The 15,881-nt window shown below is 61.7% G+C and carries 11 protein-coding genes; all 11 read right to left on the reverse strand.

Annotated features, from left to right (window positions below):
* Positions 1 to 175: 175 nt before the first annotated feature.
* The 11 genes from A8O26_RS01480 to tssH all read right to left on the reverse strand — a co-directional run bounded on the left by A8O26_RS01480 (position 176) and on the right by tssH (position 15,878).
* Positions 176 to 2,212 (reverse strand): type VI secretion system Vgr family protein, encoded by a 2,037-nt coding sequence (locus A8O26_RS01480; RefSeq protein WP_064116454.1) that lies wholly within the window; start codon positions 2,210 to 2,212, stop codon positions 176 to 178.
* 28 nt (positions 2,213 to 2,240) lie between these two features.
* Positions 2,241 to 3,242 (reverse strand): serine/threonine-protein kinase, encoded by a 1,002-nt coding sequence (locus A8O26_RS01485; RefSeq protein WP_064116455.1) that lies wholly within the window; start codon positions 3,240 to 3,242, stop codon positions 2,241 to 2,243.
* Complete coding sequence (locus A8O26_RS01490; RefSeq protein WP_038359322.1) at positions 3,239 to 3,967, reverse strand: PP2C family protein-serine/threonine phosphatase; 729 nt, start codon at positions 3,965 to 3,967, stop codon at positions 3,239 to 3,241. The genes A8O26_RS01485 and A8O26_RS01490 overlap by 4 nt, the downstream gene beginning before the upstream one ends.
* Complete coding sequence (tssM, locus tag A8O26_RS01495; RefSeq protein WP_064116456.1) at positions 3,967 to 7,506, reverse strand: type VI secretion system membrane subunit TssM; 3,540 nt, start codon at positions 7,504 to 7,506, stop codon at positions 3,967 to 3,969. Before tssM ends, A8O26_RS01490 begins: the two co-directional genes overlap by 1 nt.
* A 13-nt stretch (positions 7,507 to 7,519) precedes the next feature.
* Complete coding sequence (gene icmH / locus A8O26_RS01500; protein WP_064116457.1) at positions 7,520 to 8,395, reverse strand: type IVB secretion system protein IcmH/DotU; 876 nt, start codon at positions 8,393 to 8,395, stop codon at positions 7,520 to 7,522.
* Between the two features lie 5 nt (positions 8,396 to 8,400).
* Positions 8,401 to 9,732, reverse strand: a complete 1,332-nt coding sequence (gene tssK / locus A8O26_RS01505) for a type VI secretion system baseplate subunit TssK (protein ID WP_064116458.1) — start codon at positions 9,730 to 9,732, stop codon at positions 8,401 to 8,403.
* 2 nt (positions 9,733 to 9,734) lie between these two features.
* Positions 9,735 to 10,235 (reverse strand): type VI secretion system lipoprotein TssJ, encoded by a 501-nt coding sequence (tssJ, locus tag A8O26_RS01510; RefSeq protein WP_007920299.1) that lies wholly within the window; start codon positions 10,233 to 10,235, stop codon positions 9,735 to 9,737.
* A gap of 5 nt (positions 10,236 to 10,240) precedes the next feature.
* Positions 10,241 to 11,437 (reverse strand): type VI secretion system-associated FHA domain protein TagH, encoded by a 1,197-nt coding sequence (tagH, locus tag A8O26_RS01515; RefSeq protein ID WP_064116459.1) that lies wholly within the window; start codon positions 11,435 to 11,437, stop codon positions 10,241 to 10,243.
* Positions 11,438 to 11,455: 18 nt separating this feature from the next.
* Entirely contained in the window at positions 11,456 to 11,596 is a 141-nt protein-coding gene (locus tag A8O26_RS01520; protein ID WP_034152084.1) for a hypothetical protein, read from the reverse strand.
* A 93-nt stretch (positions 11,597 to 11,689) separates the two neighbouring features.
* Positions 11,690 to 13,210: a sigma-54 interaction domain-containing protein gene (locus tag A8O26_RS01525; RefSeq protein WP_064116460.1), complete on the reverse strand. Its 1,521-nt coding sequence runs from the start codon at positions 13,208 to 13,210 to the stop codon at positions 11,690 to 11,692.
* 10 nt (positions 13,211 to 13,220) lie between these two features.
* Positions 13,221 to 15,878, reverse strand: coding sequence for a type VI secretion system ATPase TssH (gene tssH, locus A8O26_RS01530; protein WP_064116461.1), 2,658 nt, complete (start codon positions 15,876 to 15,878; stop codon positions 13,221 to 13,223).
* Between the last annotated feature and the right edge of the window lie 3 nt (positions 15,879 to 15,881).

The raw sequence follows: 15,881 nt of genomic DNA on the forward strand, positions 1-15,881 counted from the left end.
GTCGAGCTCTTTGACTCAACCCATTCCTGTTTGGCGACCATCGGACTTGATGACTTCGCAGTTAAAGTTGTCATTTTCAATAGCACTTTAGCTCGACCAAAAAACATGCTAACCGGGACAGATGCAGTTGGCATTCCCATAATCAATTTTTTCTTAAAAGCACGATTCATGTCTTTTACTCAGAAAACACAAAAAAGGCCTTCGGCTTAACCTTCTCAGGCACCGCATTCCCCAACGCCTGATCCATCAAACTCCCCGCCTTATCCTTATCCGCCGCCCCCGGCAGCACCGGCGGCTTAATCCCAATGCCCGTGCCCGACCCAGCCGACCCACCGGCATTGATTTTGATCACCGGCCCAACCACCGTGACCCCACCGCCATCCAGCTTGATAAAGCTCCCACCCCCAAGAATGGTCAGCTCCGTCCCCGCCTCAATAACGATCTTGTCCCCAGCCTTAAGATGAATCTCTTTCCCCACGCTGGTGAGCTGCGCAGTCCCCAGCTTCACATGCTGGTTCTGCCCAATCGTCAGGTGATCATCCAGCTTCGCTTCAACCTTGCGATCGGAGATCGTGGTGCGGTGTTCCTCGGCCTTCAACTCGGTATAGGTGTTCTTCACCACCGTGTCATGACGCTCATTCCCGACCCGAATTTTCTGGTCATGCTCAACGTTCTCATCCCAATCCCGCTGGGCATGAATGTAGATCTGCTCCGCACCTTTCTTGTCTTCAATACGCAGTTCGTTGTAGCCGCCACCACCCGGTGAACTAAGGGTTTTGAACACGCTGCGAGTCTTGTTCGCCGGCAATGCATACGGCACCGGGTTTTCCTTGTGGTACAGGCAACCGGTGACGAGGGGCTGGTCGGGGTCGCCTTCGAGGAAGGTGACGAGGACTTCCATGCCGATGCGCGGGATGCTGATGGCGCCATAGCGGTCGCCGGCCCAGGAGCTGGAGACGCGCAGCCAGCAGCTGGTTTTGTCGTCGGCCTGGCCTTCGCGGTCCCAGTGGAATTGCACTTTGATGCGGCCATATTGGTCGCAGTGGATTTCTTCGCCTTTGGGGCCGGTGACCATGGCGGTCTGGCTGCCGAGCACGCGCGGTTTCGGGTGTTCGAGGGCCGGGCGGTAGAACACGTCCCACGGGGTGGCGAGGAAGGTGTTGCGGTAGCCTTGGTGAAAGTCGTCTTTGTTGTCGGTGGTGTCGCTGGTTACGCCTTCTTCGAGGACTTGCGGCTGCTTGCCTTCGTGAAAGATTTCGGTGAGCAGCCACAGGTCGTTCCACTCGCTGCGCGGGTGGTCGGACATGGCCATGAAGTGGCCGCTGACCAGTTTGGTCTGGTCGCCACGACCTTCGGCCTGACGGTAGTCGGCGCGGTGGCGTTCGAGGGCGCGTTGGCTGAGGAACTTGCCGCGCGCACGGTCGATGAAGCGGCCCGGGTAGTCGTAGTCTTCTAGGTCCGGTTCAGTGCTTTCGCCGTCGGGTTTGTACGCGGCTTCCATTTGCAGGCGCGGCTTTTCGAAGTCGTAGTCGCGGCGTGTGGTGCGGCTGGTGCGGGTTTCCAGGCGCAGTTTGAAGCCTTTGATCACCGGTTCTTCAGCGACCATGCCGCTGCCTTGTACGTACGCGGTCGGCTGGCCGAGGTCGGGGAACACGGTCTGGTCGTCACCGAACACCAGCAGGTGGGCTTTTTCGCTGTGCTGGAAGTGGTAGTGAATGCCTTCCTCTTCGCACAGGCGCTGGACGAAATGCAGGTCGGTTTCGTCGTATTGCACGCAGTAGTCGCGATCCGGGCACGGCTGGCTGAGCTGGAAGCTGTAGGCGTTGCCCTTGATGCCGTGTTCTTCGAGGATCAGCGCGATGATTTTCGGCGCCGACATCTGCTGGTAGATGCGCTGGTTGGTGCGGTGATGCAGGTATTGCAGTTGCGGCACCATCGACACTTTGTAGCGGGTCAGGCGCTTGCCGGCATCGCCTTGGGCGACGCGGTAGATCTGGCCGTGGATGCCGGAGCCTTGCGGATCGAACGCCAGAAACGCTTGCTTGTGCAGCAGTTGTTCGAGGTCCAGATCAGGGTTTTCGCTGACCAGTTCGAGGTCGAAACGAAACGGCTGGCTGATGCCTTCGGTGCCGGTGAACGACAGCACTTGCAGGTCGCCGACGTAGTCTTCGACCTTGAGGCTGAAGTGGGTTTCGTTAGCTGGGTTGAACATAAAGTGCTCCCTGTTCGAATGTCATCCGTTACGCCCGAAGTCGCAACCGTTGCAGCCAGGACGAAGTGGCGCCCAAGGCGTCACGCAATTGTTGGGCAGTGATGGTGCGTTCTGCCGGGTCGAAGCTCAGCGCGGTTCGCAGCGCTGGCCAGCCGTGTTTGGGTAGATTCGCTGGTGCTTGCAGTTCGCGCTCCAGGTGCTCGTCGCGGGCCTGGGTCGAGGGCAAGCGGCGGAACGGGTGTTTGCCGCCCGCCAGTTCATAGATCACGCAGCCCACGCCGTACACGTCCGCGCTGGCCGACAAGGGTTGGCCCTCAAGCAGTTCGGGGGCGGCGTAGCCCGGGGTCCAGGCGTTGAAGCGTTCGCGGCTCAGGTGCGGCAGGCCGGGCATCACGCCCTCCTCTGCCTGACCGAGGCCGAAATCGAACAGGCGCAAACCGTCTTCGCTGAGCATGACGTTGCTCGGTTTCATGTCACCGTGCAGCACGCCGCGACCGTGGGCGTAGGCCAGCGTGTCGAGCAGCGGCAGGACGATGTCGCGCAGTTCTTGCCACGGCAGGCCGAGGGGCCGCTCGCAGAGTAATTTGTCCAGGGTCAGGCCACGCATGTATTCCATGGTGATGAAGGCCCGCTGGCAATCGGTGTCGACTTCAAAGGTGTGCGCACGCACGACGTTGTCGTGGCGCAGGCGTCGGGTCAGGGCGAACTCGCTGTAGAGCAAGGCACTGGCGTCCGGCGATTCGGCAAATTCTTCGCTGAGGATTTTCAGCGCAATGTAAGGATCGGGATCACCGAACTGTTCGTGCAGCAGATCCCGCGCCCGGTAAACGGCGCCCATGCCACCGGCCCCGAGCAGACGCTCGAGGTGGTAGCGACCGGCGAGTACATCCGGCAGTGCACCGATGCTGGCCTTGGTCGGCGCCAGCAAAGGTTCTGCTTTGTTTTCCTTGGCGAAGGCGAAGTAGGTCAGGTTGTTGGCCTGTTCTTCGCTCATCAGCAAGTCATCGACTGAGGATTCGATTTCAGTCATTGGCGGATCACCACGGCTGTCAGGTTGTCGCGCGCGGCGCCGCGCAGGGCGCCGTCGAACAAACGTTCCAGCGCCACGTGCGGCGCGCTGAGGCTGAGGGCGTTGCCGAGGGCATCGCTGCTCAAGCCCTGATACAAACCATCGCTGCAGAGCAAAAACGCATCGCCCGGATAGACCTCGAGTTCGAGGACATCCAGGGTCAGTTGTTCAGCGGCGCCGACGGCTCGGGTCAAGGCCTGAGCCGCCGGGTGCGCTGCCGCTTGTTCGACGCTCATTTGTTGCTCGTCGATCAATTGCTGTTGCAGCGAATGGTCCTTGGACAGCTGATACAGCCGCTGCCCACGCCACATGTAACAACGGCTATCACCGGCCCAGATGCAGGCCGCGCGATTGCCTTCCACCAACAGCGCCACGACGGTGCTGCCCATGATGCTGTCGTGACGCCCGGCGGTGACCGTCAACTCCTGCCCCAAACGCCGGTTCAGCCAGTGCAGGCACTGGCGAATGGCTTTGAGGCGTTCGTCGAAGTCCTCGTGTTGCGGCAGTTCAGCCAGGCTGGCGACGATCAACTGGCTGGCGATGTCGCCACCCTGATGACCGCCCATGCCGTCCGCGACCACCCACAGCCCCTGCTGTGGCGAGTCGAGGAAAGCATCTTCGTTGCGCGCCCGCACCTTGCCCGGGTCGGTACGCGCCGCGCTGCGCCAGGCACTGGCCACCAGCATCAGAGCTGCACCGGCATACGGAAGGTGCGCAGTACGCCCATGTCGAACGGGTTCGGCGTGCGCTGGCTGGTCAGCAGGTAGTTGGCGCGCAGGCCACCTACGTCGGCTTTCAGCACCAGCACGTCGCGACCGCTCAGGTACTCGGTCTGCATCAGGTCGAACAGGCGGAACAGCGACCATGGGCCGGAGTTCTTCTCGATGCCGATCGGGCGCCCGGCCATCTTGTCCATGACCAGACTGGTGCGACCGTCTTCAGCATCGGTCGGCCATTTGAACGACATTGGCAGAATCGGACCGTGGCGGTATTCCATGGTCTTGTCACCGAACTTGAACTCGGAACGGCTGACCGCCGGGTCGAGGGTGTACGGCTCCAGTTTGAACTGCACGGTCGGCTCGGCCGGGTTGATCGAGAAGAAGCTCTGACGAATCGTCAGCGCCGCCGCCATCTGGTCCAGATACATCTTCGACACCGGCAGGCTGTGACCATCGACACTGCGCATCCGGTAGTTGCCCGGATCGCCGCTGACGAACGGACGCATGTAGCTGTCGAAGAAGCGGTCGACGGTGCCTTGCGCGCGGAAGAACTCGCGGAAGTCGCTGATCGCCACGTCGCTGGTGCTGCTGGCGCTGAACGGATAACGCTTGCTGATGGTTTTGCCATACACGCTGAACAGCTCGTTCTGATAACGACCGTTCAGGTATTGGTAAGCATCGTTGAGCACCAGACGCCACGAGTCTTCGGCCAGCACGTTGAACCAAACGCTGAGCGGACGCGGCAGACGGCTGGACGCATTGCGCAGGTTGGTCAGCGCATCACGCTGGCCGCTCATGCGGGTTTTCGCCATTTCGAACGCGGCTTGTTCCGGCGTGCTGGAACGGGCCAGACCGGCCAGTTGCAGTTGCAGGTCGTTGAGCGCGCTCAGTGCAGGCGTCAGGTCCGCCGCCGGGCCGTTGTTGTCATCGAGCAAACGATGCAGCGGTTCGAAGCGGCGTTGCAGCGACTTCTTCGCGGTATCCGGCAGGTTCTTCGCCACGTTCATCGCCGAAGCTTTGTCCGCGACAGCCGAGGCCAGTTTGCCGACTTTACCCAGTTTGCCTTTTTGCCCGGCCAACGCATCGGCCGCATCACCGGCTTCATCCACCGGGTCAGCAGCGGCCTGGAAGCGGGTGTTCTCGCGCACTTCGGTCAACAGCGCCAGCACCGGCGAATTCGCCGAGGTCAGGCCCGCCAGTTGCTCGGCGCCTTCACCGGCGTCGCTGATCGGCGGCAGTGCCACCTGGCCAACGGCTTCGCTCCAGTAATTGGCGTAGTCGCGGAAGTACAGTTGCTCCAGTTCGACCATCAGGCGACGCAAGTCCATGTCGCTGATGCCCGCACCTTCGCCCAACACCCAGTTGTCACGCAGGATGTCGGTGACCAGCGCCGAACCCTGCACCGAGAAATACTGCTGATAACCGGTTTGCGTGTAGAACCCCGGGATCACGTATTCGGTGCCGATAAACAGCGAGCCTTGTGGACCGAGGTGTTGGCTGAAACGATAGTCCGGCAGGTTGCGCGCCTGCTCGCGTAGCATGCGGTAAACCACGGTGGCCAGCGATTCGCTGCGCAAGACCTGACGTGCCTGAGTGACCAGTTGGTCGTTCAGCGGGTAGATAAACGGCTGCTTCAGCAGACGCTCCAGATGCGCGCTCAAACCGTTCTGCACAGCGGTGTTGCCGGTGTAGCGCGTCGACCAGTCAGTGGCGACCCAGTCCTTGAGCCACGCGGCATCACGACGGTCTTTCATGTTCAGCATCAGGTACGCGCGCAGGCTGTTGAGCAGACGGTCGCGGTCCTTCATGTTGGCGCGGATCTGCCCTTCGAGCATGGTCGCAACCCGTGGCAGCAGTTGCTTTTCAAGCTCGCGCTCGTAAGCCTCTTTGACCACTGGATTGACGTCTTCGCCTTGATACAGACCGCCACGTTCGTGGTAGGAAACGTCGCCCTTCTTCGGGAAGATCTGCGTCGCGGCGTAGCTGCTGTCGAGGGTTTTCAGCACACCCATGGCGTCATCACGCGGCGACAATGCCGTGCGTTGCTGCGTCCAGTTCTGCGCCAGATTGCGCAGGTTTTCCAGACGCTCGTAGTTGGCCGAGAAACCGCCCGCCCAAAGCATGCCGAACAGTGCCAGCGCAGCCAGTGCGCCAACGTACAGCGCACGCTGGCCCCAATGAATACGACTGCGTTCGCGCTTGTCCAGACCGGCCAAGTCGGATTCCGGGAAAATCACCTGGCTGAACAAATGATGGATGAACCGCGAGCGACCGCTGCGCAGGGTCGGCAGCACGCCGGCGCTCATGCCGAGGCTGGCGCCGATGCCGGCGGTGGTCGCATCCATCTCTTGGGTCAGGTGCGGTGCGCTGGTCAGGTAGAAACCACGCAGTTGCGTGGCACGCTGATAGCGGTTGCCGGTGAACGCCATGTCGACGAACAGGCACAGGCGCTCGCCGATCTGCCCCAGTTGATGCGGGAAGTCGAGGATGCGGCCACGGCGCTGAGTGTCGCGCTCGGAGTGCATGCGCATGATTACTTGGCTGTTGAGGCGACGCAGCAGTTCTTCGAACTCGTTGCGCAGCACAGCGACATCGGTGCCGACCTGATCCTTGCGGAAACTGGTGCCGAGCACTTGATCGCTTTCTTCGCGGGTCAATTGATCGAAGAACTCGTCGAAGCCGAGCAGCTTGTCAGCCTTGCTCAGGACCAGATAGACCGGTACGTCGACGTGCAGTTTCTGATGCACGTCTTGCAGACGGCCGCGCACTTGGCGCGCCAAAGTATCGATGTCCTGCTCACTGCCGCCGAGCAGGGTTTCCACCGGAATGGTCACCAGCACGCCGTTCAACGGACGCCCACGACGACGCTTGCGCAACAGCTCGAGCAAGGTGGTCCAGGCGCTGCCGTCGACTTCTGCGTCAGGCTGGGTCATATAGCGGCCGGCGGTGTCGATCAGCACACCGTGATCGGCGAAGTACCAGTCGCAATGACGGGTGCCGAGGGTGTCGCGGGTCAGCTTGCGGTCGATCTTGTTGATCGGAAATTCCAGACCGGAGAAGTCCAGCAGGCTGGTCTTGCCGGAGGCCTGCGGACCGATCAGCAGGTACCACGGCAAGTCACTGCGCCAGCGCTCGCTGCGGCCGCGATACAGGCTCGAGGTCTTCAGGGTTTTCAGCGCGTCTTTGAAGCGTGCCTTCAACTCCTTCTGCTCTTCGTCGATCAGCTCTTCGCGGCGGATACGATCCTGGCCGTCTTCGCTTTCTTCCTCGGCCTTCTTGCGGATCCCGCTGCGCCAGCTGACGAAGACCATGGTCAGGCCCCAGATCAGGAACAGCACAGCGATGGTCAGCAAGCGCGCGGTTGCGCTCTCCCAGAACTTGTAGTCATCCACCGCCAACAACGGGCCGACGAACCACACCAGCAGCGCCACGAACAGCACCAGCAGCAAGGTCCAGACCCAGGTCTGGCGCAGGAAGGCGCCGACTTTCTTGAAAAACTTTTTCATCACACGTCCCTGTTTACGGCTGCGACTGCGGTTGCACCGCGGCCGGATCAAGCGGCTGATAAGGTTGCAGAACGGTGTCGCGCTGCTCGCCCAAGACCCAGGCGAAGCCCGAATACATCACCACCAGACAGACGAAAGTGAACAACACCACCATCCACGCCGGCACGATGCGCACCAGGTTGCGGCGCTGATCGTTCAAGCCTTCCCAGTGCGGCGACAACTCGCGCGGCACGTCGCCACGCAACTGACGAATCTGCCGGTACAAGGCGTCACGGATGCCTTCAAGCTCGAGCATGCCGCGTGCCTGTACGCGGTACTTGCCTTCGAAACCGAGGGACAGGCACAGGTACATCAGCTCGAGCATCGGCAAGTGCTTGACCGGGTTTTTCGACAGGCGATCGAGCAACTGGAAGAACTTCTCGCCACCGAAGGTTTCGTTGTGGAAGCTGCTCAGCAGGCTCATCTGCGACCATTCGCTTTCGTTGCCCCACGGCGTCGTCACGACGGCTTCGTCGACCACGGTGCAGAGCACGTAACGCGCGGCCATTACCTGGCTGCTTTCGGCGCCGTTGTGCAGGGCGCGTACTTCAAACAATTTCAGCCCGGCAGTCAGACGCTCGTTGAGTGCGTACAAGTCTTCGCGGGTTTCGCTGTGCTTGAGGCGCACCACTTCCGAAAGCAGCTCGGACGAGGCCGCCACCAGCGAATTGAGGCTGATGTTGAACGCTTCCGCCGGGCGCAGGCGCGCGGCGTAGATCATGCGTTCTTCCAGTTGCTCGAAACGCGGCGGCGCGGCGAAGTCGGTCAGCGGACTCGATGCCGGTCCGTGGCCTTGACGATCGAGCAGGACGGTTTTGTCGTCCTGGCTGTAATCCGTTTCCTTGATCATGTCGGTCAGTTCCTGATGGCCCAGAATTTCAGTTCAAGCTCGGCAAATTCGCCGGACACGTGGAACGCGAAACCGCCGGAGCGCTCGAGTTGTGCCAGGTCTTCGGAACTGAGTTCGAGGATGAAATAGGTTTTGTTCGAATGGAACGCGATCTGCCGTGGGGCCACCGGCAACGGTTTGACCTTGATCCCCGGCAAGTGCAGGTTGACCAGTTGGCGGATACGCTCCACCGGGCCGACCTTGAGGTGCGCCGGCAAGCGATGGCGCAGTTCTTCGGAGTCGCAGTTGGCACTGGCTGCCAGCACGAACGACGCCGAGCCGAGCAGTTTGTGATCGTGCAACGGCGAGACGATGATGCCGTACTGACGCGCTTGCAGGATCAGTTCGATGGCGTGCTGTTCGAGCACCATCGACAGCACCTGACGAATCGCTTCCATCAGTTTGCGGAAGCTTGCGCCCTGATCGGCGTGGGAGTAGCGGCTGTCCAGACGCGGACGTTTGCTCTCGCCGGAGAAAGTCGCCAGATCGCCGAGCATGGTCAGCAACGTGCGGTACAACTCTTCCGGGTGCACCTGCTCCAGGCCGAGGTAATGGCGCAGCAGCAGTTCGGTGCGGTTGATCAGTTGCAGCATCATGAAGTCGCCGACTTCGGCACCGCCGATCTTGCCGTTGGAGCGGATGCGCTCGGCAATCGTGTCGCCACGGTGGTTAAGCATGCTGATGACTTCTTTCAGGCACGACAGCAGATAGCTGGAGGCGTGGGCCTGAATGTAGGTCGGCACGAAGTCCGGGTCGAGGCTGATCACGCCGTCGGGGGTGGTGTCGAGCACGTCGCAGATTTTCAGCTTTACGTAGGCCTGATCGCTCTGCTGCTCGCCGAGCAACAGTTTGAAGTCCGGGCGACCGCAGCTGACCTGGCTGGCGGAATCGTCGCCGGCGTTGGAGTCAGCCACTTCGGCGTCATACGCGGTGTAACGCGCGAGCACGTCGGACTGCTCCGGACGGCGCGACTCGATGTGGTTACCGGTGACCAGCGGCAGCGCCAGATAGATCGGCGTGTTACCAGTGTTCGGCGGCACGTCCAGCGCCAGCGGCTCAGTGTTGCCACCGAGTTCGAACAGGCTGCCATCCGGCAGAATCCCCGAGGCTTCACTGATCACCAGTTTGCCCATGTTGAGGAACTGCAAGTCGATCTCCAGATTGAGGAAACCCCAGGTGTAGCCACCCAGCAACTGAGTGCGGGTTTTCATCTGGTGATCGTAATAACGATCGTTGTGCTGGAAGTGCTGCGGCCGCAGCAGCATGCCTTCCTGCCAAATGACTTTATGGGTATTCATGATCAGTCATCCGCCTTGGCGAGCACTTGATTGGTGTTGCGGATGCCGGTCTGGTCCAGAGTCAGATCGACTTCGGTGACTTCCAGCGGAGTGATCTGAACGGTGTGGCGCCATTGGGTGTCCGGCAAGTCGCGGTAAGCGGCGAGAACGCCAACATAAAGGCTGCCCTCTTCCACTTTGAGCTTCATCTCCACGGTTTCACCCGGGCGCAGCTCGAGTTCTTCGCTGGCCACCAGATCCGGGTTGAGGGATTCCTTGGCGCGCTCGTAGAGGCTGAAGAAGTCAGCGTTCTCGAAGGTCACCGGGTGCTTGAGTTCGAACAGGCGCACGACGATCGGCGACGGCCGACCATTGAGGTCCGGGTTGAGCTGATCGCTGCCGGTCAGCTTCAGGTTGATCTTTGTCACTTTCGAGTACGGCGACAGCGACGAGCAACCGGCGAGCAACACCAGCACGGTGAGCGCAGTCAGCGTCTTGAAAAAAGCGGTCGAGCGGCGAGACATGCGCATCATCCTTGGTGGTCGGTGTGGAGGGTGGAGATCAGGCGAATCTGTTCTTCGTAGGCTTGGGCGAAGTCGCGGGCCAGCAGACGCTCGCTCCAGTCATCGTCCTGACGCAGCGCCTGGTGATAACGGCCGAACGCTCTCCAGCGCCCGCCCGAGGTGGCGATCAACGGTTTGTTGTCACGCTCGAAGCGCAGGGTCAGTTGCTCTGGCGAGAAGTGCTCCAGGGTGCCGCGCACGGCGGCGCGGCTGGCGGTCAACAGTGCCACTTGATGCGCCTGCAGATCGCGGAACGCGCGGGAGATGGCTTGCTCGGCCGGCAGATGGCCGGGCTTGCTTGGCTGCAACAGAATCTGCAGTGCTTCGCTCGGGTCGACGGCAAATTTCAGCGGGTTCTTGTTGGTGCCTTGCACGGTGGTCTGGGCCAGACGCAGTTCGTTTTTCAGCTCGGAACGGGTACGCAGGCTCTGCTGCAAACCGCCGATGCTCTGCCGCAGCAAGCGCGCAGCATTCAGTGCCAGGGCTTCGCGCTCATCGTGGCTGAGGCCTTTGACGTCGACACCCAGCGCCGCACCGAAGTGCTCCCAGAAACCTTCGCTCTGACGCTCAACGGCTTTCGGCGCCGGAGCTGGCTCAGGTTCGGCGGGCGCGGCGATCAGCTCCGGCACCATCAGGCTTTCCATGTCGATACGCGCGTAGTCGGCGCGCTGACGGGAGTCTTCCGGTTTGGTGTTCGGTGCCAGCAGTTCGTCGATTTCCGAGTAGACGCGCTCTTGCTGTTCGAGGGCGTTGAGCGGGTCGAGATCGAGGAACGCATCATCCGGAATGATGCTGCCGGCGGCACGTGGACGGCCGACTTCGCCGTCGAAGGTCGCCGGGTCACGCACCAGGCGCGCGCGAATCTCGAAGTCGCCCAGCACGTAGGTGCTGCCGTGCTCGATGCGCACCGGTTCGCCTTTGTGCAGGCGTGCGCCGCTCTCGCCATCCTGAACACCGTTGCTGCTGGTGTCGGTGAGGAAGAACGTGCCCTCGCGGTAGCTGACAATCGCGTGGTGATTGGACAGGTGACGCTTGCGGTCAGGGATGATCCAGTCGCAGTCCTCGCCCCGCCCGATCACGCCGCCGGCCTGTTTAAAGGTCTTCTGGCACAACTCGGTGGGCACGAACTGCTTGGTGTTCAGCATTTCGAAAACCAATTCCATGTTTGATGCTCCTTGCGGTCACTTGCCGCGATTGACCGCTTGCGGATCACCCAACGGGCGATAGTCGTTGTCGTTGAATTTGTAATTACCGCTACAGCCGCCAAGGCCGCATAGAACGACGAGGGTCAGCAGGGCAGCTTGCCAGTGACGAACAGACATCAGAGGGTCTCCAGGTGTAGACAAAGCACAAAGCGCCGACCCTTGCGGGCGGCGCTGAAATTGGTTTTTGTGGGGATTTCGATGACGTTTTGCCTACCCATCGAAATCTCCCAGATTGATGTTCAGACGGCCAAGCCGATACAGCAGCGTGCGCCTTGGCAGGCCCAGTTCGCGGGCGGCGAGGGTCTGGTTGCCGTCGTTTTTGCGCAGGCAATCGAGCAATAACGTGCGTTCGACCTGCTCCAGACGTTCGCGCAAATTCAGGTGGCTGTTGTCTTCCGGCATCGGATCCATGCGCAGGGAAAAATGCTCGGCGAGCAACTCACCGCCCTCGCACAACAGCACCGCGCGCTCGACCAAAGCCTTTAGTTCACGCACGTTGCCGGGGAAGTTGTAGCCGGACAGGTGTTCCAGCGCCGCGCTCGACCAGCGCACCGGATCGCGCTGCAAATACGTGCAGGTCTTCTCGGCGAAGTGCTGAGCCAGTTCGAGGATGTCGCCTTCGCGCTGACGCAGTGCCGGCAGCTCGATCGGGAATTGCGCGAGGCGGTAGTACAAGTCCTCGCGGAATTTGCCCTCGCTGACCAGCGTCGACAGATCGCGGTGGGTCGCGGCGATGATGCGTACGTCGATCTTGTGGGTGTCGTTGGAACCCAGCGGACGAATCTCGCCTTCCTGCAACACGCGCAAGATCTTCGCTTGCAACGACAGCGGCATGTCGCCGATTTCGTCGAGCAACAGCGTGCCGCCATTGGCCGCATCGAACAGCCCCGCACGGTCGCGGTCGGCGCCGGTGAAGGCACCTTTGCGATAGCCGAACAGTTCGCTTTCCAGCAGGTTTTCCGGGACCGCCGCGCAGTTCTGCACGATGAACGCCTGAGAACGGCGCGGGCCGCAATCGTGAATCGCCCGCGCGACGACTTCCTTGCCGGTGCCGGTTTCGCCGCGCAGCAGCACGGTGTACGGGCTGTGCAGGACTTTGCTGATCAGCGAATGGGTCTGGCGCATCGCCGCGCTTTTACCGATCAAGCCATAGCCACTGATGCTCGGCACGCTACGCGCGACTGTTGCCGATTCCGCCAGCGGCTGGCGCAAGCGTTGCAGCAAATGCAATTGGCCCAACACGAACGAGCCGAGCTGACCGAGAGAATCGGCAAAGCCTTGCAGGTGGGTGCGACGGCGGCTGGCGCACAGCAGCAGGCCTTCGACTGCCTTGTGCTGATTGACCAGTGGCACGCACAGCAGCGACTGCCACGGCGACGTTGCCGCTGGCAGGAAACTGGTTTCGTGCAGGCTGCCGCTCAAATCGTCGAGGCACACTACGCGGTTCTGGCACAGGGCAAATTGCAGCAGTTGCTCGCCGTTGTAATCCGCCGGCAGGCTCGCCGCTTCGCGCGGTTGCAGGGCGCCGTCGAGGCATTCGGCGTTCATTCCCAGGCAGGTGTGGGTGGCGTCGAGCAGATACAGCTGCGTCAATTCGCAACCGCTCAGCTCGGCCAGACCGCGCACGAAGTCACCCAGCAACGCAGCACCGTCCGCCGCCCGCGACAGACTGGCGAACTGCGCCAGCAACGCTTCGGCATAGACCAGTGGCTGCGGCACCTGAGTGAACATCACACCCACCTCAGGCGAACTCGCAGGTCACGCTGGCTTCGCCGTCGAGCGTGGCATGCACACGTTTGAGGCTTTCGCCGGTGGCCATGGCGTCGAGCAGACGATCCGCCACCAACGGCAGCACGTGTTGATCGAGCAGATGGTCGATCAGACGCGCGCCGCTGTCGCTTTGCGTGCAACGCTCGGACAGGTGATCGACGAGGTTCTGGCACCAGCTGAAATCCAGCTGACGACGGTTCAAGCGCTCGCCGAGGCGACCGAGTTTGATCTCGATCAGCTCGCGCAATACCGGGCCGCCGACCGGGTAGTACGGCACCACTTTCATCCGCGCCAGCAGCGCCGGTTTGAAGTGTTTGCTGAGTACCGGGCGAATGGTTTCTTCGAGCACTTCTGCCGTCGGGCGTGCGCCGTTCTCGCAGAGGTCGCTGATCTTGTCGCTACCGAGGTTCGAGGTCATCAGGATCAACGTATTGCGGAAGTCGATCTCGCGACCTTCGCCGTCGTTGGCCACGCCTTTGTCGAAGATTTGGTAGAACAGGTTGAGCACGTCCGGATCGGCCTTCTCGACTTCATCGAGCAGCACTACCGAGTACGGCTTTTGGCGCACGGCTTCGGTGAGCATGCCGCCCTCGCCGTAACCAACGTAGCCTGGTGGTGCGCCGATCAGGCGGGAGACGGTGTGCTTCTCCTGGAATTCGGACATGTTGATGGTGGTGATGAAGCGGTCGCCGCCGTACAGCAGATCAGCGAGAGCCAATGCGGTTTCGGTCTTGCCGACGCCGCTCGGGCCGACCAGCAGGAACACGCCAACCGGTGCGTCAGGTTTATTCAGGCCGGCAGCGGTGGCGCGCATCGAGCGATCCAATGCGTGCACGGCTTGTTCCTGACCGCGAATGCGCGTGCGCAGGTCGGTGGCGAAACTGGCGACTTTGGCGTTGTGCTCGCGGGCCAATTGCGCCAATGGCACGCCGGTCCAGGCACTGATCACTTCGGCGACCAGACGCGGGCAAACTTCGAAACTGACCAGGCGCTCTTTGACTTGGGCGGCGGTCAGGGCACTGTGGGTTTCGTTGAGCTGGGCTTCCAGCGCTTCGACACTCTGGCCTTCTTCAACCTCAGCGGTGACGGTTTCGATCACGGTGCCTTCGGCGTCTTCTTCAACGGTCACCACTGGCTCGATCGCAGCAGCTTCGCGGGCCTTGGCCAGTTGCTGACGCAGTTCCAGCAGGCGCTCGGCCAATTGCTTCTGTTCAGTCCACAGGGTTTCCAGCGCGACCATTTCGTCTTCGGCTTCGTCGAGACGAGCTTCCAGTGCGTCCAGCGCTTCGTGGTCGATCAGCAAGCCAGCTTCGGCATCGCGGCGCAGGGCCTGACGCTGACGGCCACCTTCAGCCAGTTCGCCACGCAGGCGCTCAAGGCTTTCCGGGGCGGCGGCGAGGCTGATGCGTACGCGGGCGCAAGCGGTGTCGAGGACGTCGACGGCTTTGTCCGGCAGTTGCCGACCGGCCAGATAACGTGCGGACAGTTCAGCGGCCGAGACCACCGCGTCATCGCGCAGATAGATGCCGTGGCTCTTCTCGTAAACCTGGGCCAGACCACGGAGGATGGTCACCGCTTCGCTGACAGTCGGTTCGTGCAATTGCACCGGTTGGAAACGACGGGCCAGCGCCGGGTCTTTCTCGAAGTATTTCTTGTACTCGGCCCACGTGGTCGCGGCGATGGTGCGCAGTTCGCCACGGGCCAGTGCCGGTTTCAGCAGGTTGGCCGCATCGGAACCGCCGGCATTGCCGCCCGCGCCGATCAGGGTGTGGGCTTCGTCGATGAACAGAATGATCGGTTTCGGCGAGGCTTTGACTTCGTCGATCACGCCTTTGAGACGACGCTCGAACTCACCTTTGACGCTGGCGCCGGCCTGCAACAGGCCCATGTCCAGCGACAGCAGCTCAACGCCTTTGAGCACTTGCGGCACTTCACCAGCGGCGATGCGCGACGCCAGGCCTTCGACGATGGCGGTCTTGCCGACACCGGCCTCACCGACGACGATCGGGTTGTTCTTGCGGCGACGGGCGAGGATGTCGACCATCTGGCGAATCGCGCCGTCACGGCACAGCACCGGGTCGAGTTTGCCGTCACGGGCCTGTTGGGTCAGGTTGTGGGTGAAGCGCTGCAACAGCGATTCGCCCTGCGCCGCCGGTTTGCCATTGGCCGCCGGTTGTTCCTGTTGCGACAGGGCAAATTCCTTCAGGCGATCGATGTTCAGCTTGGCGAGCAGCGGCTGATAACGGCTGCCGGCGTAGCGCATCGGGTTGCGCAGCAGCGCGAGGATCAGCGCGGCGTCTTCGACCTGGGTCTGGCCCAGTTCAAGGTTGGCAACCAGCAGCGCATCTTGCAGCCACTGCACCAGTTCCGGGGCGAACACCGGATTGCGCGAGGCGCTGTGTTCGACGCGCGATTGCAGCGCGGCGCTGAGCTCACCGGCGTCGACGTCTGCATCCTGCAGTGCGCGCGACAACAGGCCGTTAGGACGCTCGAGCAGGCCGAGCATCAAATCTTCGACGAGGATCTTGCTGCCACCACGGGCCACGCAACGCTCGGCAGAACGTTCCAGATCACGACGGGTTTCGGCGTCCAGCGCCTGGATGAGTTGTTGCAGGTCTACGTTGATCATGGC

Origin of the sequence: Pseudomonas fluorescens, from assembly GCF_001648775.1 — a bacterium.
Lineage (GTDB): Bacteria > Pseudomonadota > Gammaproteobacteria > Pseudomonadales > Pseudomonadaceae > Aquipseudomonas > Aquipseudomonas fluorescens_M.

Coding starts and splice junctions, on each gene's coding strand:
- tagH (WP_064116459.1), bottom strand. CDS start 11,437: ATGGAATTGGTTTTCGAAATGCTGAACACCAAGCAGTTCGTGCCCACC.
- tssH (WP_064116461.1), bottom strand. CDS start 15,878: ATGATCAACGTAGACCTGCAACAACTCATCCAGGCGCTGGACGCCGAA.
- A8O26_RS01485 (WP_064116455.1), bottom strand. CDS start 3,242: ATGACTGAAATCGAATCCTCAGTCGATGACTTGCTGATGAGCGAAGAA.
- tssK (WP_064116458.1), bottom strand. CDS start 9,732: ATGAATACCCATAAAGTCATTTGGCAGGAAGGCATGCTGCTGCGGCCG.
- tssJ (WP_007920299.1), bottom strand. CDS start 10,235: ATGTCTCGCCGCTCGACCGCTTTTTTCAAGACGCTGACTGCGCTCACC.
- A8O26_RS01520 (WP_034152084.1), bottom strand. CDS start 11,596: ATGTCTGTTCGTCACTGGCAAGCTGCCCTGCTGACCCTCGTCGTTCTA.
- A8O26_RS01480 (WP_064116454.1), bottom strand. CDS start 2,212: ATGTTCAACCCAGCTAACGAAACCCACTTCAGCCTCAAGGTCGAAGAC.
- icmH (WP_064116457.1), bottom strand. CDS start 8,395: ATGATCAAGGAAACGGATTACAGCCAGGACGACAAAACCGTCCTGCTC.
- A8O26_RS01525 (WP_064116460.1), bottom strand. CDS start 13,210: ATGTTCACTCAGGTGCCGCAGCCACTGGTCTATGCCGAAGCGTTGCTG.
- tssM (WP_064116456.1), bottom strand. CDS start 7,506: ATGAAAAAGTTTTTCAAGAAAGTCGGCGCCTTCCTGCGCCAGACCTGG.
- A8O26_RS01490 (WP_038359322.1), bottom strand. CDS start 3,967: ATGCTGGTGGCCAGTGCCTGGCGCAGCGCGGCGCGTACCGACCCGGGC.